Here is a 25395-nt window from a genome sequence, read left to right on the forward strand (position 1 = left end):
GAAGGAATCACAGTGCACCCTCGTCCGGACGAACGACATATTCGTTATGCGGATGTTTACAGTTTAAAACCGGTTGTTAAAACTGAATTTAACATAGAGGGCTATCCATCTCCAAGTTTTATAGATTTAGTGACGAAAGTAAAACCGACACAAGTTACGCTGGTTCCTGATGGTCCTGACGCGATCACCTCGAATGCAGGGTGGGATGTGATTACACATTTTCAGGAGTTGTCCGAATTGGTTGAACTGTTTACAAGCAAAGGAATACGTTCCTCGATTTTTGTCGGAACTGATTTAGAAAACATTGAGGCTGCGGTTAAAACAGGAACAGACCGGATTGAACTCTACACCGAACCCTATGCAACAATGTACGCAAGTAATAAAGAGCAAGCCGTTGCTCCATTTATTAAAGCTGCTGAATTTGCCAGGAAACAAGGACTCGAGGTTAATGCAGGCCATGATCTAAGTCTTGAGAACCTGGCGTGGTTTAAGCGTAATATACCTTTTTTGGAAGAAGTTTCGATTGGGCACGCATTAATTTGTGATGCTCTTTATTTTGGATTGAAAGAAACAATATCCCTTTATAAGGCATGTTTGAAATAGAATAAATAATAACCGAATAATACAAAAACAAATGAGTATTTTGCTTTCTCTACAAGCTGCTGCACAAGCAACAGAAACAATGCCGGACTTAACGGCCGAAATCATGCCAACCGAGGCGCAGATTAATGTGATTGACCTTGCTTTTAAAGGAGGGTGGATTATGGCTGTATTGCTTGTCTTATCGATTATAGCAGGCTATTTTATTATTCAGCGATCAATTATTATCAGACGTGCGGGAAAGGTAGATACTACATTTATGAATCGCATAAAAGATTATGTACACGATGGCAAGATCGAATCTGCGATAAAATTATGTCAGACAACGAATACCCCTTCTGCCCGTATGATCGAAAAAGGGCTATCCCGTTTAGGGCGTCCGATGAATGACGTACAGGTTGCTATTGAAAACGTGGGTAATCTGGAAGTAGCCAAACTTGAAAAGAGTTTTCCGATGATCGCTACCATTTCCGCAGGTGCACCGATGATCGGTTTCCTGGGTACCGTAACCGGGATGATCCGTTCATTCTTTGACATGGCAAACGCAGGCAGCAATGTCGATATTATGGTGTTGTCCGGAGGTATATATGAAGCTTTGGTTAGTACTGTAGGAGGATTAGTGGTTGGTATTATTACTTTGTTTGCTTACAACTATTTGGTTTCTCAGGTAGACGAAGTGGTAAATAAAATGGAAGCCAGCACAATGGAATTTATGGACTTGCTGAATGAACCGGCAAACTAATAAAACAAAAGATGGGATTAAAACGAAGATCAAAAGCGGATTCATCCTTTAGTATGGCGTCTATGACGGATATCATCTTTTTATTGCTGATATTCTTCATGCTTTCGTCTACTGTGGTGATTCCAAATGCAATCAAGGTAACACTTCCTCAATCGAAGAAACAGACCTCGGCTAAGCCGATTACGCGTCTGACCATTGATGCTAACTTAAATTATTATGTAGCAGCGGGAAAAGACAGGGAAAAGCAAGTAACCTTTGACGAGATTACTCCTTTCCTTCAAAACAGCTACGTGCAAGAACCGGAAATGTTTGTAATGCTATATGCGGATGAATCAGTTCCATATAAAGAAATTGTGAAAATTCTGAACGTCGCGAATGAGAATAAATTCAAGATAGCACTTGCCACTCGTCCGCAACAGAGGAGATAGCGCTTATGAAGTTTAATAAAGATAACATATACAGTATTGCCGGTACGATTGCTTTTCATCTGGTGATTCTTATTATTCTTTGGTTTTCTGTGTTAAAATCCGTTATGCCGGATTTTGATGGAGGGGTATTGGTGAATTTCGGGAATATGGAGGCAGCTGCCGGTACATTTGAACCGAAATACAGTGGGAGTGATCTTCCACAGCAACAAACACCACCACCACCGGTAAGTCAGCCGGAGGCAAAAACGGAAGATCTGCTTACACAGGATATGGACGAAACTGTCTCGGTTGATGCGGAAAAGAAAAAAGCATTAGAAGAGAAAGCGCGAAAAGAATTAGCTGAAAAAGAACGCCTACAACGTGAAGAGGCCGAACGTAAACGAGTGGAAGAGGAACGAAAGAAAAAAGAACAAGCCATAAGTAACAGGGTGGCCGGTGCTTTCGGAATCGGACATGCCGACGGAGGAAGCCAGGGTAATGCTGCTTCAGGAGAAGGTAATCAGGGGAGTCCGTTTGGAAACTCGGATCAAGGGGAAAATGAAGGCGTTGGCGGATACGGCTCGTTTAATTTGAATGGACGTTCTATTGGAGCCGGAGGTTTACCTCGTCCGGCCTATACGATACAGGAAGAAGGACGTATTGTTGTTAACATTACCGTAGATCCGAAAGGGAATGTGGTATTTGCTGATATTGGTCGTGGAACTAATATTGACAATTCATCCATGCGTAACAGTGCTCTTGAGGCTGCTAAACGAGCAAAATTTAATAGTATACCCGGAGCAAACAATCAAAGTGGAACAATCACTTACAGATACTCATTAAAATAAAATCGTATGAAAAAAGCATTCGTATTTCTCGCAACAGGCTTTGAAGAAACAGAAGCCATTGGAACTGTGGACGTATTGCGCCGCGGAGGTATTGAAGCCGTTACGGTTTCTATAACAGGGGATAAAAAAGTGAGTGGAGCTCATGGAATTGATGTAGTTGCTGATGTGTTGTTTGCAGATGCAGACTTTTCTGATGCAGACGCGTTGGTGTTGCCGGGAGGTATGCCGGGTAGCAGTAACCTGAATGCTTTCGAGCCACTTAAAGAACTTTTGTTAGATCAATATAGAAAAGAAAAAACAGTAGCGGCTATATGCGCGGCTCCTCTTGTTTTAGGGGGATTGGGCTTACTTAAAAACAGAAAAGCAACTTGCTATCCGAGTTTTGAGCCTAAACTGATCGGTGCAACAGTAGTAAACGAAAACTCCGTTACCGATGGTCACGTAATCACCGGTAAAGGTCCCGGTTTAGTCTTTGATTTTGCTTTGGCAATTGTAACGGCTCTTAAAGGAGAAGCCGTTGCCGAAGAGGTTTCGGCCGGATTATTGTTATAATTAGAAGTTTATAAAAAAAAGATAGGGGGCGGTCAATACTTTTGATCGCCCCCTTTGTTGTATATAGTGAGGGATTAAAGTACTTTTGTAATTCATTAAATGTAATAGAAATGGAAAAAATAACAAGACAAAAACGGGTTGCTGCCGTACATGATATTTCAGGGTTCGGTAAATGTTCACTAACTGTAGCCCTTCCTATACTTTCGGCTGCCGGAATTGAAGCGGCAGCTTTGCCTACAGCCGTATTATCAACCCATACAGGTGGTATTAGCGGTTTTACTTACCGTGATCTGACCGCAGATATTCGTCCTTTTACGGAACACTGGAATTCGCTGGGTTTGCACTTTGATGCTCTTTACAGTGGTTTCTTAGGTTCATTCGAGCAGTTAGACCTTGTTGGCGAGTTTTTCGATACATTTAAAACAGATGATAACATCATTCTGGTTGATCCGGTAATGGCGGATAACGGTGAATTGTATAAGATCTTTACACCCGAATTTGCTGCCGGAATGGCTAAGCTATGCGAAAAAGCAGATATTCTTGTACCAAATATAACAGAAGCTTCGTTTTTATTAGGGGAAGCTTATCAGGAAGGTCCCTATACAAAAACGTTTATTGAGGATCTTTTGAAGAAACTAACCCGATTAGGAGCTGATAAAATAGTTCTTACCGGTGTGTTCTTTGATGAAAATGAACTTGGTGCAGCCACTTATGATAAAACAACCGGAACTATTGATTACCTGTTGGCTCCACGTATTCCCGGTTATTTTCATGGAACGGGAGATGTGTTTGGCAGTGCTTTACTCTCAGGATTGCTGAATGGCTTTAGCCTGTCGGAATCTGCCGGAATTGCCGTGAGATATACAACCGAAAGTATCCGAAGAACCTTCGAGGCGAAAACCGATATTAGATTTGGCGTTGACTTTGAGCGGAGTATTCCTAATTTTCTTAAAGACTTAAAACTACTATAATGGCTGTGAAAATTGCAGTATCCGGAATAGGAGCGGTCGGTGGATACTATGGTGGATTGTTGGCACATCAGTATCAGAATTCACCGGAAGTGGAGGTGTATTTTATCTCACGGGGAGAAAATATGAAAGTGATCCAAAACAAAGGATTGGAAATCAGCATGCCTGATAGTTCTTTTGTGGTACGTCCTAAATTAATTACAGACCAACCCGAAGATATCGGGGAAGTGGATTTCCTGCTTTGCTGCACTAAAAGCTATGATTTGAAAGATAACTTATTGCATCTGGCTCCGGTTATTGGCAAAAAAACGGTTGTGATTCCTTTCCTGAATGGTGCCAATATTACTGAACAGATAAAAACGCTATTGCCTGACCAAGAAATTTGGCAAGGCTGTGTATATATCGGCGCACGGCTTCTTGAACCCGGGGTTGTTAGTAAATATTCGGTTAAAGAAAGACTGTTTTTCGGAAGTGAGCAAGGAAGCAAAGTAAAACAGGAACAATTGCTTACTATTCTTGTGAAAGCCGGAATTAATGCCTTTAATCCACAGGACATAACTACACGCATCTGGAAGAAGTTTTTTATGATTTCTACCGCCGCAACCATTACTTCGTATTACAACAAACCTATCGACGAAGTGGTTAGGGATTACTATGATAGCTTTAAGGCGCTTTGTACAGAGTTGAAGCAGGTGGCTTCGGCAAAAGGTGTTCTGCTGGATGATGATATAATTGAAACAACGCTGGAAACCCAAAAGATGATGCCTCCCGGATCGATCACCTCCATGCACCACGATTTCAAACAAGGGAAAAATACCGAGTTGGAAAATCTCACCGGCTTTGTGGTAAACGAAGCACGAAAACTAAACATTGCCACTCCCTTTTACGATAAAATGTATGCCGCTTTATCTCATTAAATATTTCGCAAAAAAGAGGAGCTTTTTTTCAACATCCTTTATCTTTTAAAACATATCCTTTATTTTTCCAAAAATAACCTTTATGTTTGGAAAAATAAAGGATGTTTTTATATGGTTGATTTTTAAGGGATTACAAACGTGTTTTTTGCAGACGTTGAAAAGGCTTTTAATACCAGTCTTTTTTGCGGAGGAAGAGCCAGGTAATCAGGGCGGTAACGATCATAATCGCCCAGGCAATGAGGTAACCATAGCGCCAGCTAAGTTCAGGCATGTTTTTAAAGTTCATTCCCCAGATACCGGCCAGAAAGGTAAGGGGGATGAAGAGGGTGGAAACAATCGTAAGTCGTTTCATTATGGCATTCATACGAAGGTCGTTGTTCGAAATATATAAGTCGACCAACGACGAGATAATCTCACGGCAACCTTCTATGGTTTGGTTTACATAAAGCAATTGATCTGCAATATCTGTAAAGGCCGGGAGTGAATCGGGGTTTATTAGGATTTTGTCGGATTTGCTTAACTTACCAAGTTGTTCGCGTAGCGGCTGACTGTTTTTCCGGATCACCATATATTCACGTCTGCGTTGTTGAATCAGCGAACCTACACTGCGCTGATCGGTCGAAATATTCAATAAGGTATCTTCAATATCTTCAAGCAATTCCTCAACGCGCAAAGAGGCTTCAACAAGACTTGCCACAACGGCATTGAGCAGAAAAGCAAGCAGCAAACTACTGTCTTTCGCTCGCAAACTAAGCACATCGTCCTGAATGGCTTTCATAACCGGGGCAAACAGATCGTGGTTGTTCTCAACCAAAGTTACAATCGTATTTCCTGCCAACAAGATAGCAATATGTTCTGTATGAATCTGGTTGGATTCGTCGTAATGGCAGGTGTTTAAGATAATAAAAACCTTGTCTTTATATTCCTCAACTTTAACGATGTGTTGTGATGTCAGGATATCTTTGGCATCAAGAGCATCCAGTCCGAAATCCGTAGCAATGTTTGTTATTAATTCAGCATCAGCCAGTCCGCTCACTTGCAGCCAGTTTACCTTGTTACTGTCGGGAAGCTTGTGAAAATGTAAGTGATCGGTTTTGATCTCATGCGTTTGTACTCCGGCTGCATTATAGTTGATAAGACGGATACTTGTTGGCGTGGTGTTATCGCCCGTATAAACGTATTGTTCCGATAGATGGCGGTTGGCCGAACGTTTACGCTTTCCTGTATTTTCTTTTCTTTTCATGCCGGATATTATTATAGAATTACTCAAACTCCACAACTGTAATGCCTGAACCACCCAACTGTACGTGCTCGTCACGAAAATGCTCTACTCCCGGAGTGCTTCTCAGGTATTCACGTATAAGTTGACGTAATGCACCTGTGCCCGTACCGTGAAGAATTCGAACACGTGTCGAACCTACCAGAATGGCATCGTCGATAAAGTAAGTAACAGCCTGCAACGCTTCGTCTCCACGCATACCTCTCACATCGATTTCCTGCTTAAAGTTAAGCTTTTTATCATGCATATCATCTCTTGTTTGCGCGCTAACGAAGGTGCTTTTCTTTATTTCTTGCTTTAGTTGATTTTTGCTTACTTTCTCCAGCCTGTCTAATTTAACGGTACTCTTGATCATGCCAAATGCAACCGTAGCTTGCACTCCCTGCAACTCCATTACCGTTCCGGCAGAAGTCTGCCCTTTAAGGCGTACAGCATCGCCTACTTCAATCACATCACGATTAAAAACGGGTTGTTTTACGGGTTGCTTAGCTGTTTTTTTCTCTTTACGTTCTTTTAATTTAGCCATTTTCCGGGCTATCTTATCGTCCGAAACAGCCGCATCATTTATGGACGACTTAAATTCTTCCATAGATTTGCGGATCAACTTGGTTTGCTCTTTCTCGGCTTGCGCTTCCTTGATTTCCCGAATCGTATTCTCTATCTTGGCATTAGCTTCCGATATAATACGTTGCGCTTCTGCTTTTGCCTCCCGAATGATTTCCTTTTGTTGTTTGTTTACGGCTTCAAGATCGGTTTCATATCGGGCGATTGTATCTTCCAGTTTCTTCTCGCGCTGACGAATATTCTGCCTTTTGCTTTCCCAATACCGCTTGTCTCGCACAATATCTTGCAGGTACTTATCCATATCAATATAGTCAGACCCTACCTTGTTGGAAGCATCAGCAATTACATCCTCGGGCAAACCGATTTTGCGCGCGATCTCTACCGCAAATGAACTTCCCGGATTGCCGATAGACAATTTAAACAACGGTTGCATCAGGTGCCGGTCATACAACATGGCTCCGTTTACAAGCCCTTCTGTGTCTTCGGCCAGATGCTTTAGGTTCTGATAGTGAGTCGTTACTACACCATAACTTCCGCTGCGGTTAAACCGGTCAAGCAGGGCTTCGGCTATTGCTCCACCTATCTGTGGCTCGGTACCGCTACCGAATTCATCAATCAGTATAATGGATTTTTCATTACAGTTCTTTACAAAGTACTTCATATTTGTTAGGTGTGAACTGTATGTGCTTAAATCATTTTCTATACTTTGTTCGTCGCCAATATCAATAAAAATACTTTCAAAAATCCCTGTTCGCGAACTTTCATGAACCGGAACAGGCAATCCGCATTGCAGCATGTATTGGATCAATCCGACTGTTTTTAAACAAACAGACTTACCGCCCGCATTTGGTCCCGAAATTACCAGAAGGCGTTTGTTTTCCTTCAATTCGATATCTAAAGGAACAACCTCTTTGCCTTGTTTCTTGAGTGATAAATAGAGCAGGGGGTGGGTTGCGCGCGCCCAGTCAATCTGTTGCTTATTCTCAAGTACAGGTTTGATGGCATTGATTTGTTCTGCAAAGAGCGCTTTTGCATGTATAAAATCTATCTCGGCCAGGAATTCATAGGAACACAGAATTTCCGGAACCAGTGGACGCACCGTATTGGTGAATACCGTGAGAATACGAATAATTTCTCTGCGTTCTTCGCTTTCCAGTTCACGCACACGGTTATTTGCCTCTACAACAACCTCGGGTTCAATAAAAACAGTCTTTCCGGTAGCCGATTCGTCATGCACAATTCCTCTTATTTTCCGTTTGAAAGCCGGGGCAACAGGAATCATCAATCGACCATCACGCATAGTAGGAGCTACATCTTTATCGACTACACCTTCGGATTGGGCCGATCGCAGTATCGCTTGTAAACTACGGGAGATGCTGCCGGTAGTGGAGGCTATCTCTTTTCGTATGCGGGCTAAGTCGGAAGAGGCATTATCCTTAACTCGTCCGAATTTATCAAGTATTCCGTCTATCTGTGTGATTAGTTGGGGAAATGCCATAATATCGCCGGCAAGAGCGGTTAACGCCGGATAAAGGATTTCGTCTTCTTCCGGCGAACGGAAAAACCGAATAATATCGTGAATGGTTTGAAGCGAGCGTTTTATATCAAACAGTTCTTTTTCATCCAAATAGGTTCCTTCCGGACGAATTCGTTTTAATGAATAGCGTACATCATAAAAATAGTTGGCCGGAAACTCTTTATCGCCATGTAGAATACGAATAAATTCGTCTGTTTGTTCCAGCTTTTGTGTGACCTCCAAGAAGTCTGAAGAAAAAGACATGGCTGCCGTACGCTCTTCTCCCAGCGTACTTAAACATTTTTCGGAAATAATAAGACGGACCTTATCAAAGCCCGTCTTAAATTCAAAATTTTGTGGATATATCACGTTTTTTTACTCAAATAAAAAAGTTATTCAATTGTAACAGATAGCTCTGTCCGAATAGTCGGACGGATCACTATCTCTGATGCTGTTTTTCCTCTGCGTGTATTAAAAGTAAAGGCGTTTGTTCCTGAACTATTAATGTAAGGCGCATAGTAAAACAAATAAGAAAATGCCGCTATATCTTTTGCCTTTTTTACTGCGTCTGCTACCTTGGTATATTTAAATCTGTCCCAGTACATGCAGCGTGTAAAGCCATTGGCATCGGTAAAACGAGTGCTCGGATCGCGAAATTTCATAGTTGATGTAATGAAACTCTTATAAGCCGAGGTTGCTTCTTCGGCAGTTACATTTACCGAATTACCTTCGATTCTTTCGATTATATCATTTGTACGGATTCCGGCTAATGCGGCAGGAGAGTTAGGATCAACTTTCGCCACTAACTCCAATCGATTAATGTCATAACTCAATCCGGTATAGTTGTAAGTTCTTTGACTAACCCTGTATTGTACGTTGCGGGTATATTTTACGAAAGGATATTGCATACACATCAAAGGGATATGGATGCGGGCATAATCTTCAATTTTATAGTTTTCTTCTAAAAGTTCATTTGCTTCACATTCCCACAACACTCGTCCGGGAAGATAGATGTTATCAACTAATTTGAAGCCAAACTGAAGTAAAAACTCTGATTCCGACTCAGCGGATGAACCCGTGATAAACGGAACCTTAACCATTTCGCTTCTGGTGAAATCGTAACGGTAGTTTTGTTCCTTATCAACAACAATTTTGTTTACACCGCGAAAGTTCGGATTCTTGTCAAAGAAGTAATAAGTACTGATCAGGATGTCTGGTCCGTAACTGTCATAAGCAAGACCTTTCGCGGTAAGTTCTTTCTTAATGGCTTCATTGATCTGATTTTCCAATTGTTTGTTGTTTTCATCAATCTCGGCAAAGCCAAATGTGCGGAATTGTTGAAACCCTACGGAATTAGGAGTAACTGTCGTTTTAAAAGGACAGATGAACTTGCGTTCGGAAGTATTCTCAAGACTAAGCATTGAAAAGGCAGTTGCCAACTGATCTTCAGTGATAGCGTTTCTTCTTTTACATTCCTTACTAACCAGAATCGAATGATCTGTTTTAGAAAGATTCGATATGTTTAAAACGATTTCCTGTTTATCCGACGGATTTAATAATTGTTGTATTTCTTCCAACGAAAGTCCTAAAAGATCTACTCCGTCAATTTTATCAATAATATCGTGTTGTTTCAACCCGGCCAACTCTGCTGAAGAGTAGGGCGATACTTCGGTTACAACCGGAAGCCCCGCTCCCCAATTTATGTTTTTACTTACTTCAAACGAAAATCCTGAGCGACAAATGATATTCCCTCCGCTTTGAGCAAAGCCAACAAAACAAATAAAAGATAATACTGTTGCTATTAAACACTTTTTCATACCTATTTATATCTTATATCACGTGATTAAAATGTATAGACAAAGGTATAGATTATTTTTTTATCTATATAGTAGACTTGGCAGCATATTTGCTATACATCTGATGGATACTGCACACTTTAGACTTTGGAATATCAATGATTTAGATTGCCATAACAGGTCTTTAGTGCGTTAATCGTATGATAATTAAGGAACAATATATAGATTTATGATGGATATGGAGCATAATGAAACTAATAAATCCCAGGGAACAACAAATCCCGAGGGTATCGATGAAGTGACAAATTTACAGAACGAACAGACAGAACAGGTAGAAGAAACAGTTCAATCTGACATTATGACTGATGATATTGACGCCCTGAAAACAAAATATGATGAATTAAACAACTCACATCTGCGGTTGATGGCCGAGTTTGACAACTATCGTAAGCGTACATTGCGAGAAAAAGCCGATCTGATTAAGAACGGTGGTGAGTCTGCTTTAACAGCTATTCTTCCCGTGATTGATGATTTCGAAAGAGCCTTGCAAAATGTTCGTATGGCAGAAGATGTGCAAGCCGTTGCTGAAGGCGTTGAGTTGATTTATACAAAGTTCATGGCTTATCTGTCTCAGCAAGGGGTAAAGCCTATCGAGGCTACCGGATTGCAGTTTGATACCGAATTGTTTGATGCGGTAGCTACGATTCCGGCTCCGGAAGAAAAACAGAAAGGGAAAGTAATTGATTGTGTGCAGACTGGTTATACCTTATTTGATAAGGTGATTCGTCACGCCAAAGTAGTCGTAGGAGAATAATAACAGATACGAAAGATGGCTAAAAGAGATTATTATGAAGTGTTGGGTGTTGAAAAAAACGCATCAGCCGACGATATAAAGAAAGCATATAGAAAGAAAGCGATTCAGTTTCATCCGGACAAAAATCCGGGAGATAAAGAAGCCGAAGAAAAGTTTAAAGAGGCAGCTGAAGCTTATGATGTTCTAAGTGATGCCCAGAAACGTCAGCGTTATGATCAGTTTGGTCATGCCGGTGTAGGAGGTGCTTCTCAACAAGGCGGAGGCTTTGGAGGAGGTATGTCTATGGATGATATATTCTCTCAATTTGGAGATATATTCGGTGGTCATTTTGGCGGCTTCGGTGGATTCGGCGGTTTTGGCGGTTCATCCAGAGGCCAGCGTGTGAACAGAGGGTCTGATCTTCGCGTCAAAGTTAAGCTCAATCTGAAAGATGTAGCCAACGGTGTAGAGAAAAAGATAAAAGTAAAGAAAGACGTTCAATGCAAAACCTGCAACGGAAGCGGAGCTGAAGGTAGTGATGGCTTAAAAAACTGTGATACTTGTCGTGGCTCCGGTTATGTAACCAGAGTTGCCAACACAATCTTAGGACAAATGCAAACGCAATCTACCTGCCCCACCTGCCATGGTGAAGGAAAGGTAGTAGTCAATAAATGTAAAGCATGTCATGGTGAAGGTGTAGTAAAAGACGAAGAGATTATTACATTAAATATCCCGGCCGGAGTAGCAGATGGAATGCAGCTTTCAATGAGTGGCAGAGGTAATGCTGCCCGTCATGGAGGTGTAAACGGAGATCTTTTGATTCTAATAGAAGAAGAACAACATCCCGAATTGATACGTGATGAAAATGATTTACTTTACAATCTATTACTTACAGTTCCTCAGGCAGCTTTAGGTACTACGGTTGATGTTCCAACTGTTGATGGAAAAGCAAAAGTGAAAATCGATCCGGGAACACAGCCCGGTAAAGTGCTTCGTTTACGAAATAAAGGTCTACCTTCCATTAATCGCTATGGAACAGGAGATTTATTAGTAAATGTAAGTGTATACATACCCGAAAGTCTTTCTGCATCAGAGAAAGAAGTATTGACAGGAATGGATAATTCGCCAAATTTTCAACCAAATAAAAGTGTAAAAGAAAAGATATTTACCCGATTTAGGAACATGTTTGATTAAATAATGTTAATACGATGCAAATATATGCCGGATAGTAGTGTTTTATAACATAAAAGCAATATATTTGCATTGTGTTTTTCATGGTATTAGATTTAAGGTTAACAATGAAGATTGGTTGTCGTGATGACAACCTTTTTTTGTTTATATACATAGGGATGTTTGTTATCCCTACCAAAACAAAAAAGGCGTCCTTTTATAGGAGGGCGCCTTTTTTTGATATTTATTTTGTTTAATCAAGCTTTATAAAAGCCGAGGTCTTCAACGCTGAATTCGTTGATGTAGGATTCTATTTTTTTGATTTCTGCGTGTCCGTAGTTGATGTAAACTTCGGCGGAACGGCGGAAACTATCGTCTGCATTCGCATCTTGTAGCAGCAAGTAGCCGAATACGCAATGGGTAGCGCTTTCAACCAAGCGACGAGCGTGGAAATCCAGGTGTTCGCCGTCTTTTGTTTCTGTGATTGTAGCAACTAACTTTTCGTATGCGTTTGTCATCGCAATTAGTTTCTTTTTCAGGTACTCTAACTCCGGTTTGTAGGTCATTGCTTCGTATTCGCGTACTCTGTTCAGGTAAGTGCCTGTGGTGACGTGGCGAATTGCAGCTACAACTTGCAACTGGGTGGTTCCTTCGTAGATGTTGGTGATGCGGGCATCACGATACAGGCGTTCGCAGGCATAGTCTTTCATAAAACCTGAGCCACCGTGTATCTGAATGGCATCGTACGCATTCTGATTCGCATACTCCGTTGTGATACCTTTACCCATTGGGGTGAATGCATCGGCCAACTTACCGTAATATTTCATTTCGGTACGTTCTTCCGGAGTCAGTTTGCGTTCTTTTGAAATATCATCGAGTGCTTTGTACATGTCTACGAAACGTGCTGTTTCATATAGCATGGAGCGGGAAGCGTCTGCTTTCGCACGCATTAGTGCTAACATTTCGTATACGGCGGGAAATTCGATGATCGCTTTTCCGAACTGCTTGCGTTCACGGGCATAAGCCAGTCCTTCTCTGCAAGCGGCTTCACTGATACCGACTGCCTGAGCCATGATCCCCAGACGAGCACCATTCATTAGTCCCATTACATACTTGATCAAGCCTAATTTACGATCTCCGCATAATTCTGCTTTTGCGTTTTTGTAAACCAACTCACAAGTAGGAGAGCCCTTGATACCCATTTTATTTTCTATACGGCGAACGTTTACGCCTCCGTCACGCTTGTCGTAAACAAACATGGACAAACCGCGAGCGTCTTTTGTTCCTTCTTCCGAACGGGCCAATACTAAGTGAATGTCTGCATCTCCGTTTGTAATGAAGCGTTTTACACCGTTCAAATACCAGCATCCGTCTTTTTCACTGTAAGTTGCTTTCAGCATAACCGCCTGAAGGTCTGAGCCTGCATCCGGTTCGGTTAAGTCCATAGACATGGTTTCACCTGCGCAAACACGAGGGATGAAACGTTTATGTTGGTCTTCGTTTCCGAATTCATATAGTGTTTCGGCACAGTCTTGTAATCCCCAAAGGTTCTCGAAACCTGCGTCAGCACGAGCCACAAGATCAGCAGCCATAATATAAGGTACGATAGGGAAGTTTAGTCCGTTATAGCGGCGAGGCATAGCGATACCCATCAGCCCTGCTTTACGAACAGCTTCCAGATTTTGTTGCGTACCCTTCGCGTAAGTTACACGCCCATTTTCAACCGTAGGACCATCGTGGTCAACACTTTCCGCATTAGGCCAGATTATATCACCACAAATTTCACCTACGATCTCTAACACTTTATCGTAGCTATCCATCGCGTCTTCAAAATCCACCGGTGCATAGTCGAAGTTGTCTTTGTCCGCATAATTACGCTCCTTCAGCTCCACTATGCGTTTCATCAGGGGATGCTGCAAGTGGTGCTTTAAACTGGGGTTATCTAAATAAAAATTAGCCATATCTTGTTTACTTCGTATTCTGTTTGTAATATTTAATCATCTTCGGGATTACTTCTTCAACTGTACCGGTGATTACATAATCAGCGATTGTGTTGATGGGAGCAGCCGGATCGTTATTTACGGAAATAATGATCGAGCTTTCCTGCATACCCGCGATGTGTTGAATTTGCCCGGAGATACCGCAGGCAATGTAGAGTTTCGGACGTACGGTTACTCCCGTTTGTCCGATCTGACGGTCGTGCTCGCAGAATCCGGCATCCACAGCCGCGCGCGAAGCACCTACTTCACCACCGATAACAGCAGCCAGATCATGGAGTAATTTGAAGTTTTCTTTTGAACCTACACCATAGCCTCCTCCAATAATAATTGGTGAACCTTTAATGTTTGTTTTGCTTTTTTCGATGTGTCGCTCTATTACTTTTACGACAAAATCCGTGTCGTTTACAAACTTAGAAACATCGTATGTTTTTGTTTCTCCTTTATAAGCCGGATCAACAATTTCTTTCTTCATCACACCTTCACGAACCGTGGCCATTTGCGGACGACAATCCGGGTTAATAATTGTTGCTACAATATTACCTCCGAAGGCAGGACGTATTTGATAAAGCAGATTTTCGTATATTTTATTTTCTTTTCTTTCTTCGTGATTACCGATCTCAAGAGAGGTGCAATCGGCCGTCAGACCGCTACCCAAAGCAGAAGATACACGAGGCCCCAGGTCACGACCAATGCTGGTTGCTCCCATAAAGGCAATCTGAGGTTGCTCTTCCTTAAACAAGTTGACAAGCACCGATGTGTGCGGAAGAGAGGTGTAAGGAAACAAACGGGCATCATCAAAAACATGAAGTACATCTACTCCGTAAGGAAATACCTGTTTACCTACGCTTTCCAACTTATGGCCTGCGGCAACAGCTTCAAGTTTGCATCCCAACGTGTTTGCCAGAGAGCGGCCTTTGGTTAATAATTCAAGACTGACATCAGCTACAATACCGTCTTCAATTTCACAATATACAAATATGTTATTCATAATTTTTCGTACTTAATGATTAGTAGTCTCCGGTGTTTATCCGATGGTGTGATTAGCGATAAGTTCTTTCATCAACTCATCAATTGCTCCGTCTGTAGGCAGTAAAGTTTTGCTTTCTTTTGCCTGGAATATCACATTCTCAATACGTTTAACCTTCGTAGGAGAACCTGAAAGACCACATTGTTTTACGTCTGCGTTTACATCCGCTACGCTCCATTCCTGTAAATTAAGGTAGGGGCGGGTACTGAATAGTTCCAGATAATCGGCAGTGGCTTCCTGCTTTTCCGTAACCGTTTTCGCATGTTTATATTTTTGAACCAGTTTGGCATTTCTCGGGCGACAATCAGGTGCAGAACCATTTACCGTAACTACAATCGGCAGCGGTGCTTCAACTATTTCGATACCCCTTTCCAAACGTCTTTTTACCGTTACTTTACCATCTTTCACATTGAAGATGTCTTCTGCATAGGTTACCTGATTCAAACCCAGTTTTTCTGCAACCTGAGGTCCTACCTGAGCCGTATCCCCATCAATAGCCTGACGGCCGCAAAGTATAATATCATACTCCTTTATCTTACGGATGGCCATGGATAACGCATAAGAAGTAGCCAACGTGTCGGCTCCAGCAAAGGCGCGGTCGGTCAATAAAAAACCGCCGTCGGCACCACGATATAAACCTTCGCGGATGATTTCGGCGGCACGTCCCGGTCCCATGGTTAGTAAAGTTACTGTTGCGCCCGGGTGAGCGTCTTTTAGCCGGAGAGCCTGCTCCAAAGCATTCAGATCTTCCGGGTTAAAGATAGCGGGAAGTGCTGCACGGTTAACTGTACCGTCGGCTTTCATCGCGTCTTTTCCTACATTCCGAGTGTCCGGAACTTGTTTCGCTAAAACAATAATTCTTAAACTCATATAACTGTGATATTAGATTTTATCCATTTAAAATGGTGTCTATAATTCATAAACTGCAAATGTAATCAAACATTCAATAAGTCGAGTACTTTTAATGTGGAAACCTGCACATTCTACCCATTAATGAGCAGGCTTCGTTTTGTCCATATTTCTTGTTTAGAATCAGAGAGAAAGAGGAAAATCAAGCAGAAAATCAGGTTGAATTAAATTGGAGAACAAATAAATTAACAATTCAAATTTACCCCTAAAGCAGAGGCGTTTTTTTATAATACTATCTTTTTAAAAAGATATCCTTTATTTTTCAGAATATAAAGGATATTTTCGGCAAAATAACCTTTATGTTTTTCGGTGTATCTAATGAGTTGATTGTCAGCGGTGTATTGGAATCTTCAAAAACGGAAGATTTCCCCCTGTTTTTAACTTAAAAAATGAAAAACCGTTGTTGCTAACCGCCTATTCCGTTCAATGCTGAAACACCGATATTTTTCGCGTAAAAAAAGCCGTTACTGTATAGTTGCAAACAGTAACGGCTGTAAAAAAGATTTCCCTTAACTTATTTGTTTCCTATGGAACGGGCAATACCCATTTCCAGTCCTCTTAGTTCGGCTAATCCGCGTAGGCGACCGATGCAGGAATAGCCCGGATTGGTTTTTTTCTTTAAATCATCAATCATCTGATGCCCGTGATCCGGACGGATAGCGATGGATTTTCCACGCCTTTGTTGAAGTTCGAACAACGCTTTCATTACGCCGTATATATCAACATCACCTTCCAGATGGTTTGCTTCAAAGAAGTTTCCTTCTTCATCGCGCTGCGTGCTGCGTAAATGTACAAAGTCAACGCGGTCTCCGAATCGTTCCATCATACCTGCCAGATCGTTGTCGCTACGAACGCCAAACGATCCTGTGCAAAGACACAAACCGTTGCTTTCGTTCGGTATTTCCTTAATCAAATTAATGAAATCCTGTTCGGTGCTTAATATTCTTGGAAGTCCGAGGATGGGGTAGGGAGGGTCGTCCGGATGGATCACCATTCTTACACCCGCTTGGTCTGCTACCGGAGCAATTTCACGAAGGAAATAAATGAGATTGGCGCGAAGCTTCTCTTTATCAATATCTTTATATCGTTCTAATTCGGCACGAAACTGATCAATCGTAAAGCTTTCTTCAGAACCCGGTAGTCCGGCAATCATATTGCGGGTGAGGGTGTGCTTTTCTTCATCGCTCATGGCTTCAAAACGAGCTTTTGCTTTTGCTTTATCTGCCGCTGAATATTCTTGTTCGGCAGCCGGGCGTTGCAATATATAAAGATCAAATGCCATAAATGCCGCGCGCTCAAAACGCAATGCTTTAGAACCATCGGGCAAGGTATACGCCAGATCGGTACGCGTCCAGTCTAATACGGGCATGAAATTATAGGTTACAATATTGATTCCCAACGCGCCCAGATTACGAATAGATTGCTTATAGTTTTCGATATATTTCTGGAAATTTCCGGTTTGCGTTTTAATGTGTTCGTGTACGGGTACACTCTCTACCACACTCCATTTTAAACCTACAGCTTCGATCATTTCTTTTCTTTTCTCGATCTCATCCAGGGGCCATACTTCACCGTTTGGAATGTGGTGAAGTGCCGTTACAATACCGGTTGCTCCCGCCTGGCGGACATCCCATAGGCTGACAGGGTCGTTCGGACCATACCATCGCCATGTTTGCTCACATAAATACATAGTCTCCGATTTTTAAAAGTTCATATTTAGATTGAAAAGGCGTCAAATCCACCGTCAACAGGAATAACTGTACCTGTAACAAATGCAGACGCATCGCTGGCTAACCATTGCAGAGTTCCTAACAGTTCATCCGGTTTACCCAGTCTGCCAAAGGGCGTATGTGCCATTACTGTCTGACATCTTGGTGATGGTGTTCCGTCGGGATTAGTCATCAAAGCGCGGTTTTGTTCCGTAAGGAAGAAACCCGGAGCCATGGCATTAACCCGTAAGCCTTCGCCGAATTTAAGTGCCAGCTCACCAGCCATATATTGCGTAAAATTGCTCACTGCCGCTTTCGCACAACCATATCCTACTACTCTTGTTAACGGTCTCAGTGCTGATTCGGACGATATATTGATGATACTTCCTTTCTTTTGCTTAACCATTACTTCAGAGAATACAACGGTAGGCAGAACTGTGCCAAACAAGTTCAGATCTACTACCGAGCGGAAAGCGTCGATATCCAGATCGAATATTGTTTTATCGGGAGGAATTGTTGCTCCTGCCTGATTACCTCCGGCTAAGTTTACCAACACATCTATCCGTCCATAAGCTTTTAAGATGTCGGTTTTGTTTGCTTCTAAAATCTCTTTTTTAAGTACGTCTGTTAATAGGAATAATGCTTTTCCTCCTTCGCCTGTGATTTCTTCCACCAAGGCTTTACCTTTATTCGGATCGCGGTCAAGAATTACCACAATAGCCCCTTCTTTGGCCAGATGCTTAGTCATGCAGGCACCTAAGATTCCACATCCGCCGGTTAACAAGATTACTTTTTCTTCTACACTAAATAGTTGATTCATGATATTAAATATAATTATTATAGTATTGTATATTTTCTTTCATCAAAATATCAATAGGCATATAGTTAATCGGTTCGTTCTTTTCTTTTAATACCAAATGACGGAAAAGCGCTTTAATACAATTAACGCCTTGCACTTCCGGTCGTTGAGCGATGAGGTGTGTAATACGCCCGTCTTTCAGGTATTGTATGTTGCCTTCAATGGCATCATAGCCAACTAATTTGAAATCTTCCCTCGCGTCATTATCACTCAAATAATTTCCTATCATGTAGGCTTTGGAATTAAATATAATGCCTTTGTTTATTTGCGGATGATTGTGCAAGAACTCATGAATGAGCTCTTTGTTTTTATCGTCATCACCGGCTTGAATAGCAAGTGAATAGATTCGTCCTTTGTAATCTTTCTCGGAGAGGTATTTACGGAAGCCTTCTTCGCGAATCTGCCCTTGTGTACTTGCCTGATTCCCTTTGCGTGAGACTTTGAAAATAACAAGATCTTCGTCATTTCTTATCTGATTAAAAATAAGTCTGCCGGCAATATACCCCGAATCAAACGACGGTGTACCATAGTAAGAAATTGCTTGTGTGTTTTCGATGTAGGCATCAATAAGCACATAGGGTACTTCTTTTTTATCCAGCATTTTTGTAAGGCTCAGAACGCTTTCCTTAAATAAGGTGGCGATCACCACACCCTGACAGTCCGTGTTCTCTATCTGCGGAATGAGCTGGTCAAAACTATCCTTATCATACTGGTCAAAATATAAACGCTTTACCTTTACATTGTAACTGAATAAGTCATTTTCAGCAGCTTCAATACCCACACATAGCTGATCCCAATAACTACCGGCATGAACAATGGGGGTAACAGTGATCAGATGATATTGTTTTTTTAGCGCGAGCGAACGTGCGATCAGGTTCGGATGATAGTCAATTTCTTTAAGTACTTTCTCTACTTTTTCCCTGGCTTCGATAGAAACTTTTCCGCGTTTATGTAAGATGCGATCTACTGTTCCTGTCGAAACTCCTGATAGCTCCGCTATATCCTTTATTCTGTAATTCTTATTCATATTGCGTTTATGATTTTCTCTATGTGTTCGAGCACAAAAACAAATATATAGTAAATTAATCAGTAGTCAACTATTTGAAGAGAAATATTTAACAACTCAATACGCTAAAATACAATCAGAAGGAGAGAAGACCAAGAAAACTTTATTTCTTTTTTAATGGAAGACGCGGAAACAGTTTTCTTAAACGCACAATATATGTTTCCAGATGAGCTGCTGCTACAACGAAAGTTACTGCTAGGATAATAAGTATTATCCCTGCAATAAGTCTTGGCGTAAGTACTTCTCCAAAAATTGCGATACCGAAAAAGATAGCTGTTACAGGCTCCAAAGCACCGAGAATAGCTGTAGGAGTTGAACCAATACTATTAATGGCGCTGGTTGTGCACAGAAATGATATAACCGTGGGAAATATGGCGAGCGCCAGCAGATTAGCCCATAAATACCAATATTGAGGAACAATAAGGCTTTGGCCGAAATCAGTACGTACAAGGAAAAGCGACAGCCCGAAAAGTAAAACGTAGAATGTAATTTTTAACGTTGCTATCTGCCTAAGGATCGATTTGTTGATTAGCACCATGTAAAGTGCGTAGGAAGTTGCCGATACCAACACCAAAAGGCAACCCCAAATGCTAAGCGTTGAGCCGTCGCTACCTTTATATAATAGTCCTATCCCTAATATAACCAACAAGAGGCATAGCATGGTTTGCCAAGTCATTTTCTCTTTAAAGCCGATCATCATGATCAGTGCCACCATAAGGGGATAAACAAATAACAAAGTAGAGGCAATGCTTACATCCATATAGTTATAGCTTTGGAATAACGTAAGCGAAGATACGGCAACTAAGAGGCCGGTAGCAATAAGTAGCAATAACTCCCGCTTTTTAAGTTTGAAATTACGCCCTCTTTCCTTATGCATGATGCCCAGAATTGGTATAGCAAGCATATAACGAAAGAACAATACAGAGTCCGGATCCATACCGGCCTGATATAGGGGGAGTGCAAACAATGGATTCATTCCATAAGTAGCTGCTGCGATAACCGCCAAGATATAACCTTTAACCTTTGTATTCATTTATGAAAATTTCGGCAAAAGTAAAAAAACAAATAATCCGGAAACTCAAGAGCCCCCGGATTATTTGTTTTTTTATTCAAATTATATTATTGTTCCTCTATAACTTCGTTTTGAATGTTGACCGGCGAGTTAAGCACGCGATATACGATCAGGTACATGGTATAAATAACCGGAACGGCAACAAATATACCTACGCCTAATAGAAGCATTCCAATAATTGAAATCAGAATCATGACAAGGGATAACAGAAATAAAGGTAATTCCTGTCCTTTTGTTATTTCCCAACTGCGTTTTAGCGATTCAATAGCGCCACAATCTTCATCAACGATAAATGCTGAATAAAATTGAAGACGAATGCCTAAATATATACCGGGAATGATCAGTAATATTATTCCAATTGTAACAATGATCGAATAGACTATGGAGGAGGCAATGTATTTTAATAGCTTACGACTTTCTTGTCCGTAAGCGGAAAACTGAGGTTCTTCCCCATCAAGTGCCTGAAAAAGATTTCTTAAATAGCCCAGACCGAACAATCCTCCAATGATTAAGGAGAAAACAGCCGAAACGATATTGAATGTTAATGATCTTCCGGAAAGTATGGTCAATGTAAAAGAGATAATTGAATAGCCGATAATCAGTCCGACTAATACCCAAATGTTTGCTTTAACAACTTTCCATGCTTTAGAAAAAGTTTCGCTAATAGTGAAAGTGGGATTCATAAATTACTAATTTTTTATGTTATAACACAAACATACAATATTTCTAAACAAATACGTATTAAAATGTGATCTTTCTCAGATATACAATTGAAATAAATAGACTTGTTTTGTGTGTTGATACGTCTTGGTGTACCTTAATTATCTGAGGATGTAAAAAAAACAGGAGCTGACTTCGAAAAGCCGGCTCCTGCTAAAACTATTTACGTACTTAAAATTAAAGTACGTTGATTTCTTTCAATACTGCATTCGTAGCGCGAACTGCATCCGCGCTCTTTGCGAACAATTCTTTTTCAGCGCTGTTCAGCTCCAGATCAACGATGCTTTCGATACCGTTTTTACCAACGATAACTGGAACACCGATACAGATGTCTGACTGACCATATTCACCGTCCAAAGCAACCGAACATGGGATAAGTTTCTTTTGGTTGTGAATAATTGCTTCAGTAACATAAGCTCCTGCTGCTCCCGGTGCATACCATGCAGAAGTACCTAAAAGACCTGTCAATGTAGCACCACCAACCATTGTTGCTTTTACTACTTCTTCAATCTTTTCAGCGCTTAACAAGCTTGTTACAGGCACACCTTTGTATGTTGCCAAACGAGCCAAAGGAATCATTGTGGTGTCACCGTGTCCACCAATTACCAAACCTTCTACTTCGTTAGCGTTGCAGCCTAAAGCCTGAGATAAATAATATTTGAAACGAGAGCTGTCTAATGCACCACCCATACCGATAATACGGTTCTTTGGTAAACCTAAAGATTTAAGTGCAAGATAAGTCATTGTATCCATTGGGTTAGAAATAACAACAAGGATAGCGTTTGGCGAATATTTCAATGCGTTTTCAGCTACTGTTTTAACAATGCCTGCGTTCACACCGATTAATTCTTCGCGAGTCATACCCGGCTTACGAGGAATACCTGAGGTGATAACAATTACATCAGAATCTGCTGTTTTTGCATAGTCGTTTGTACAACCTACAAGTGTAGAGTCAAAACCAAGCAATTGAGCAGTCTGCATCATATCCATAGCTTTACCTTCGGATACGCCTTCCTTAACGTCAAGCATTACTACTTCATCAGCCACTTCATTAAACGCAAGAACATTTGCGCATGTAGCACCCACATTACCGGCGCCAACAACTGTTACTTTAGACATAATAATTTGAATTTTTATATGTTATTTACTAATACAACTTCTATAATTAATCATGACAAAGGTACAATCCTATCATGTAATAAAGAAATTTTTCCGTATATAAAAAGAGTCTATATCGATGCTAAATTAGTTAAACTTTCTTTTCTCTAACTATTCAACAAACAAGACCAGCCCTTTCAGGTACTCTCCTTCGGGATGGTAGATGTTGACCGGATGATCTGCCGGTTGCGTTAACTGATGTAGAATCCGTACGTTACGACCTGATTGGGCAGCTGCACTGAATACGGCCAGCCGAAAGTTTTCCTTGCTTACAACCTGCGAACAGGAGAAGGTGAATAAGATTCCTCCCGGTTTGATTTTCTCAAAGGCGATAGCGTTTAATTTGCGGTATCCCTGTAATGCATTACGCAAAACATTCCTGTGTTTGGCAAAGGCCGGTGGATCCAGAATGATCAAGTCGTAATTCTCACCCATTTTATCTAAGTACTTGAAGGCATCTTCGGCATAAGCTTCATGCCGTGTGTCTTCCGGAAAATTCAGTTCGATATTTTGTTTCGTCTGCGAAATAGCCTTGGCGGAACTGTCAACCGAATGAACTAATTTTGCATTTCCACGCATAGCGTAGAAGGAAAATCCGCCGGTATAGCAGAACATATTCAGTACCGAGCGTCCTGTAGCGTAAAATTCCAATAGAGAACGGTTTTCCCGTTGGTCAACAAAGAAGCCTGTCTTTTGCCCTTTTACCCAATCTACATTGAACTTAAGTCCGTATTCCAACGCTGTTTCAATGTTTGTTCCTCCATATAAATAACCATCTTCATTATTCAGATTCGCTTTAAACGGGAGTGTAGCATCAGACTTATAATAAATATTGTCGATCTCTGTGATAATAGAATGGATAGCATCGGCAACCTGATTGCGCGAATGATGCATTCCAACGGAATGAGCCTGTATAACCGCCGTGTTTGCATATACATCTACGATCAATCCCGGCAGGCTGTCTCCTTCTCCGTGTATCAGGCGATAGGTATTGTTGTTGTCTCCACCGGTCAATTTCAACGTGCGCCTTAGCTCGTAAGCGATGCGAATACGTTCTTCCCAGAAATCCTTGTCGATGTTAATTTGTTTGAAAGAAAGTATTCTCACAGCAATACTTCCAATCTGATAGTGACCTACGGCCAGAAAGCTTCCATTTGCTCCATATACATTTACCAGATCGCCCTCCTCCGGTTCTCCTTCTATTTTCTGAATTGCACCGGAAAACACCCAGGGATGAAACCGTAATAGGGATTCCTCCTTCTTTGGTTTTAGAAATACTCTGTAATTGCTCATTTATCCTTGTTTCAAATGGTTATATATTTTCAGGCAAGCCCACGCATCTAATGCCGCGTATTTTTGCTGAGATTCGGTCAGTGTGTCGGCTTCCCAATTTGTTAGCCGCTGTCCTTTAGATATTTTCTTGTCAAATAATATCGCATATATCTTTTGCAGACTAGCCTCTTTAATGTCATATTTCCCTACGAAATTTTGCAGATCAACGAAGTTAGCAGGTTCAATATCCGTGCGCTTTCTCATGGCACCGAAGTCATCCCTTAACGAAAGTCCGATCTTCAAAGTCGTGTCGCTCATTAGAAATTCATTCAACATAGGGGGGATGCCTACCTTATTTAATCGAATAAGAAAGCATACTTCTTCTGTTGCTAACTGCATCAGGGCTACCTTGTAATTTTGTCCTTTTTTAAAGCTCGGACGTGTTTCCGTGTCAAATCCAACCCGTTTAAAATTCAGCAAATATTTTACAGCCTTAGCTACGTCTTCTTCCGTATCTATTACAATAATACGGCTTGTGTATTCTTCGACAGGTAGTGCGGATATCTGATCTTTGGTAATAGTTTGCATGTACTGCATTATTCTTCTTCCTCTTCATTTTCGTCTGAGTCAAAGCTTGCTTCGAATCTTACCGTATGCAAAGCTTTCAATGCGTTTAACAATGATTGTCCCCAGAATTCTATAAAATTAATACGGCATACAGCAATTGCTTCCTGCATTATTTCTTCATTTCCCAGCCTGAAAAGAGCAACAAAGTCGCCCGTTTCCTGATAAACATCTGCCAGATTCTCGGAAATAAAAGCTGCGATTGGCGCATCGCTATATTTCATGTCGGGATGAAAAGTTTCCAGATAAGTATCGTATTTACCTAAAAGACCCGAAATCATTTCTCTAACCGATTCATACATGCCTTCTGTAACGGTCGGTTCCAGATCTACATCATCGTCTTGCTCTACATCGGGTAATAACGTGGCTTTCAAATACAATAAAGGTAACAGCTTCGTGGCTTTGTCTACAAAATCCAAAAACGTTATGTCTTTAGTGTTTTCAATGAAAGTACAGTATTCTAAAGCTACTGTAACAAACTCCAGCGTGTTACGTTCATATATCGGATTGTTCTCTTTCATACCAATTGAAATGTGTACTGTTTTCAATTGGCAAAAGTAGCAATATATTGCGATTTATCGAAAAGAAGTACTTATTATTAGTAAGTATAAAACTCTCCTGTAAAAGGATGCTTTTTGTTTTATATACTATATTTCTCTTTTTCCATATATATAGAAAAAGCTTTCTACAGATATGGTAAAGTTTTTCTACATATATGGAAAATATGTTCGATATATGTGGAGAAAGGAAAATGTACTTTGTAAATGAAAATAAATACCGAACGTTTTCATACTATATCCTTTACTCCGTGTTTCCTTTTCTCCACA

At 41.0% G+C, this 25395-nt stretch carries 24 protein-coding genes (1 of these 24 cut by a window edge); 9 read left to right on the forward strand and 15 right to left on the reverse strand.

The genetic code is table 11. The features are described 5' to 3' along the window. The 7 genes from B9Y81_RS05520 to B9Y81_RS05550 form a co-directional block, all read left to right on the forward strand. Positions 1-603: the 3' portion of a pyridoxine 5'-phosphate synthase gene (locus B9Y81_RS05520; protein WP_085536017.1), read on the forward strand. It extends 111 nt beyond the left edge of the window; the window shows 603 of its 714 coding nt (coding positions 112-714); its start codon lies beyond the left edge, outside the window; the stop codon is at positions 601-603. 31 nt (positions 604-634) lie between these two features. Further along, positions 635-1342 carry a MotA/TolQ/ExbB proton channel family protein gene (locus B9Y81_RS05525; RefSeq protein WP_085536018.1) on the forward strand — a complete coding sequence of 236 codons (708 nt, stop codon included), beginning with the start codon at positions 635-637 and terminating at the stop codon, positions 1340-1342. A gap of 11 nt (positions 1343-1353) precedes the next feature. Then, the gene (locus B9Y81_RS05530; protein ID WP_085536019.1) at positions 1354-1770 is read left to right on the forward strand and encodes an ExbD/TolR family protein; all 417 of its coding nucleotides are present in this window, start codon (positions 1354-1356) and stop codon (positions 1768-1770) included. Between the two features lie 5 nt (positions 1771-1775). Next, a complete protein-coding gene (locus tag B9Y81_RS05535; RefSeq protein WP_085536020.1) occupies positions 1776-2597 on the forward strand; it encodes an energy transducer TonB in 822 nt (273 codons plus the stop codon). Between the two features lie 6 nt (positions 2598-2603). Further along, on the forward strand, positions 2604-3149 hold the full coding sequence (locus B9Y81_RS05540) for a DJ-1 family glyoxalase III (protein WP_085536021.1): 546 nt from the start codon (positions 2604-2606) through the stop codon (positions 3147-3149). 110 nt (positions 3150-3259) lie between these two features. Then, the gene (locus B9Y81_RS05545; RefSeq protein ID WP_085536022.1) at positions 3260-4120 is read left to right on the forward strand and encodes a pyridoxamine kinase; all 861 of its coding nucleotides are present in this window, start codon (positions 3260-3262) and stop codon (positions 4118-4120) included. After that, positions 4117-5034 carry a ketopantoate reductase family protein gene (locus tag B9Y81_RS05550; protein WP_394335432.1) on the forward strand — a complete coding sequence of 306 codons (918 nt, stop codon included), beginning with the start codon at positions 4117-4119 and terminating at the stop codon, positions 5032-5034. Before B9Y81_RS05545 ends, B9Y81_RS05550 begins: the two co-directional genes overlap by 4 nt. A gap of 166 nt (positions 5035-5200) precedes the next feature. On the opposite strand, the gene corA is transcribed toward B9Y81_RS05550, so the two are convergent. Genes corA through B9Y81_RS05565 form a run of 3 tightly spaced genes read right to left on the reverse strand, consistent with a single transcriptional unit; the run spans position 5201 to position 10210 of the window. Further along, the gene (gene corA, locus B9Y81_RS05555) at positions 5201-6277 is read right to left on the reverse strand and encodes a magnesium/cobalt transporter CorA (RefSeq protein WP_085536024.1); all 1077 of its coding nucleotides are present in this window, start codon (positions 6275-6277) and stop codon (positions 5201-5203) included. A gap of 19 nt (positions 6278-6296) precedes the next feature. Continuing rightward, complete coding sequence (locus tag B9Y81_RS05560; protein ID WP_085536025.1) at positions 6297-8762, reverse strand: endonuclease MutS2; 2466 nt, start codon at positions 8760-8762, stop codon at positions 6297-6299. 23 nt (positions 8763-8785) lie between these two features. Next, positions 8786-10210 carry a PDZ domain-containing protein gene (locus B9Y81_RS05565; protein ID WP_085536026.1) on the reverse strand — a complete coding sequence of 475 codons (1425 nt, stop codon included), beginning with the start codon at positions 10208-10210 and terminating at the stop codon, positions 8786-8788. A 208-nt stretch (positions 10211-10418) separates the two neighbouring features. On the opposite strand from B9Y81_RS05565, the gene B9Y81_RS05570 reads away from it, so the two are divergent. Both B9Y81_RS05570 and dnaJ read left to right on the forward strand, forming a co-directional pair. Next, complete coding sequence (locus tag B9Y81_RS05570; protein WP_394335429.1) at positions 10419-11003, forward strand: nucleotide exchange factor GrpE; 585 nt, start codon at positions 10419-10421, stop codon at positions 11001-11003. 15 nt (positions 11004-11018) lie between these two features. Then, positions 11019-12176 (forward strand): molecular chaperone DnaJ, encoded by a 1158-nt coding sequence (gene dnaJ, locus B9Y81_RS05575; RefSeq protein WP_085536027.1) that lies wholly within the window; start codon positions 11019-11021, stop codon positions 12174-12176. Positions 12177-12409: 233 nt separating this feature from the next. On the opposite strand, the gene B9Y81_RS05580 is transcribed toward dnaJ, so the two are convergent. From B9Y81_RS05580 to B9Y81_RS05635, 12 genes are all read right to left on the reverse strand, one after another. Next, positions 12410-14113, reverse strand: a complete 1704-nt coding sequence (locus B9Y81_RS05580) for an acyl-CoA dehydrogenase family protein (RefSeq protein ID WP_085536028.1) — start codon at positions 14111-14113, stop codon at positions 12410-12412. A gap of 7 nt (positions 14114-14120) precedes the next feature. Then, positions 14121-15140, reverse strand: coding sequence for an electron transfer flavoprotein subunit alpha/FixB family protein (locus tag B9Y81_RS05585; RefSeq protein WP_085536029.1), 1020 nt, complete (start codon positions 15138-15140; stop codon positions 14121-14123). 36 nt (positions 15141-15176) lie between these two features. Further along, entirely contained in the window at positions 15177-16049 is an 873-nt protein-coding gene (locus tag B9Y81_RS05590; RefSeq protein ID WP_085536030.1) for an electron transfer flavoprotein subunit beta/FixA family protein, read from the reverse strand. 553 nt (positions 16050-16602) lie between these two features. Continuing rightward, positions 16603-17778 (reverse strand): mannonate dehydratase, encoded by a 1176-nt coding sequence (uxuA, locus tag B9Y81_RS05595; RefSeq protein WP_085536031.1) that lies wholly within the window; start codon positions 17776-17778, stop codon positions 16603-16605. A 26-nt stretch (positions 17779-17804) separates the two neighbouring features. Continuing rightward, positions 17805-18617 carry an SDR family oxidoreductase gene (locus tag B9Y81_RS05600; RefSeq protein WP_085536032.1) on the reverse strand — a complete coding sequence of 271 codons (813 nt, stop codon included), beginning with the start codon at positions 18615-18617 and terminating at the stop codon, positions 17805-17807. A 4-nt stretch (positions 18618-18621) separates the two neighbouring features. Further along, entirely contained in the window at positions 18622-19683 is a 1062-nt protein-coding gene (locus B9Y81_RS05605; RefSeq protein WP_085536033.1) for a LacI family DNA-binding transcriptional regulator, read from the reverse strand. Between the two features lie 142 nt (positions 19684-19825). Beyond that, positions 19826-20755: a DMT family transporter gene (locus tag B9Y81_RS05610; protein ID WP_085536034.1), complete on the reverse strand. Its 930-nt coding sequence runs from the start codon at positions 20753-20755 to the stop codon at positions 19826-19828. 86 nt (positions 20756-20841) lie between these two features. Next, on the reverse strand, positions 20842-21477 hold the full coding sequence (locus B9Y81_RS05615) for a DUF7847 domain-containing protein (RefSeq protein WP_085536035.1): 636 nt from the start codon (positions 21475-21477) through the stop codon (positions 20842-20844). Between the two features lie 214 nt (positions 21478-21691). Then, positions 21692-22633, reverse strand: a complete 942-nt coding sequence (locus B9Y81_RS05620; protein ID WP_085536036.1) for a malate dehydrogenase — start codon at positions 22631-22633, stop codon at positions 21692-21694. A 150-nt stretch (positions 22634-22783) separates the two neighbouring features. Next, positions 22784-23965, reverse strand: coding sequence for a class I SAM-dependent rRNA methyltransferase (locus B9Y81_RS05625; protein ID WP_085536037.1), 1182 nt, complete (start codon positions 23963-23965; stop codon positions 22784-22786). Next, positions 23966-24541: a 3'-5' exonuclease gene (locus tag B9Y81_RS05630; protein WP_085536038.1), complete on the reverse strand. Its 576-nt coding sequence runs from the start codon at positions 24539-24541 to the stop codon at positions 23966-23968. Further along, complete coding sequence (locus tag B9Y81_RS05635) at positions 24541-25089, reverse strand: DUF5063 domain-containing protein (RefSeq protein ID WP_085536039.1); 549 nt, start codon at positions 25087-25089, stop codon at positions 24541-24543. Before B9Y81_RS05635 ends, B9Y81_RS05630 begins: the two co-directional genes overlap by 1 nt. Between the last annotated feature and the right edge of the window lie 306 nt (positions 25090-25395).

The sequence above is a fragment of the Massilibacteroides vaginae genome, assembly GCF_900178525.1.
GTDB lineage: Bacteria > Bacteroidota > Bacteroidia > Bacteroidales > Tannerellaceae > Massilibacteroides > Massilibacteroides vaginae.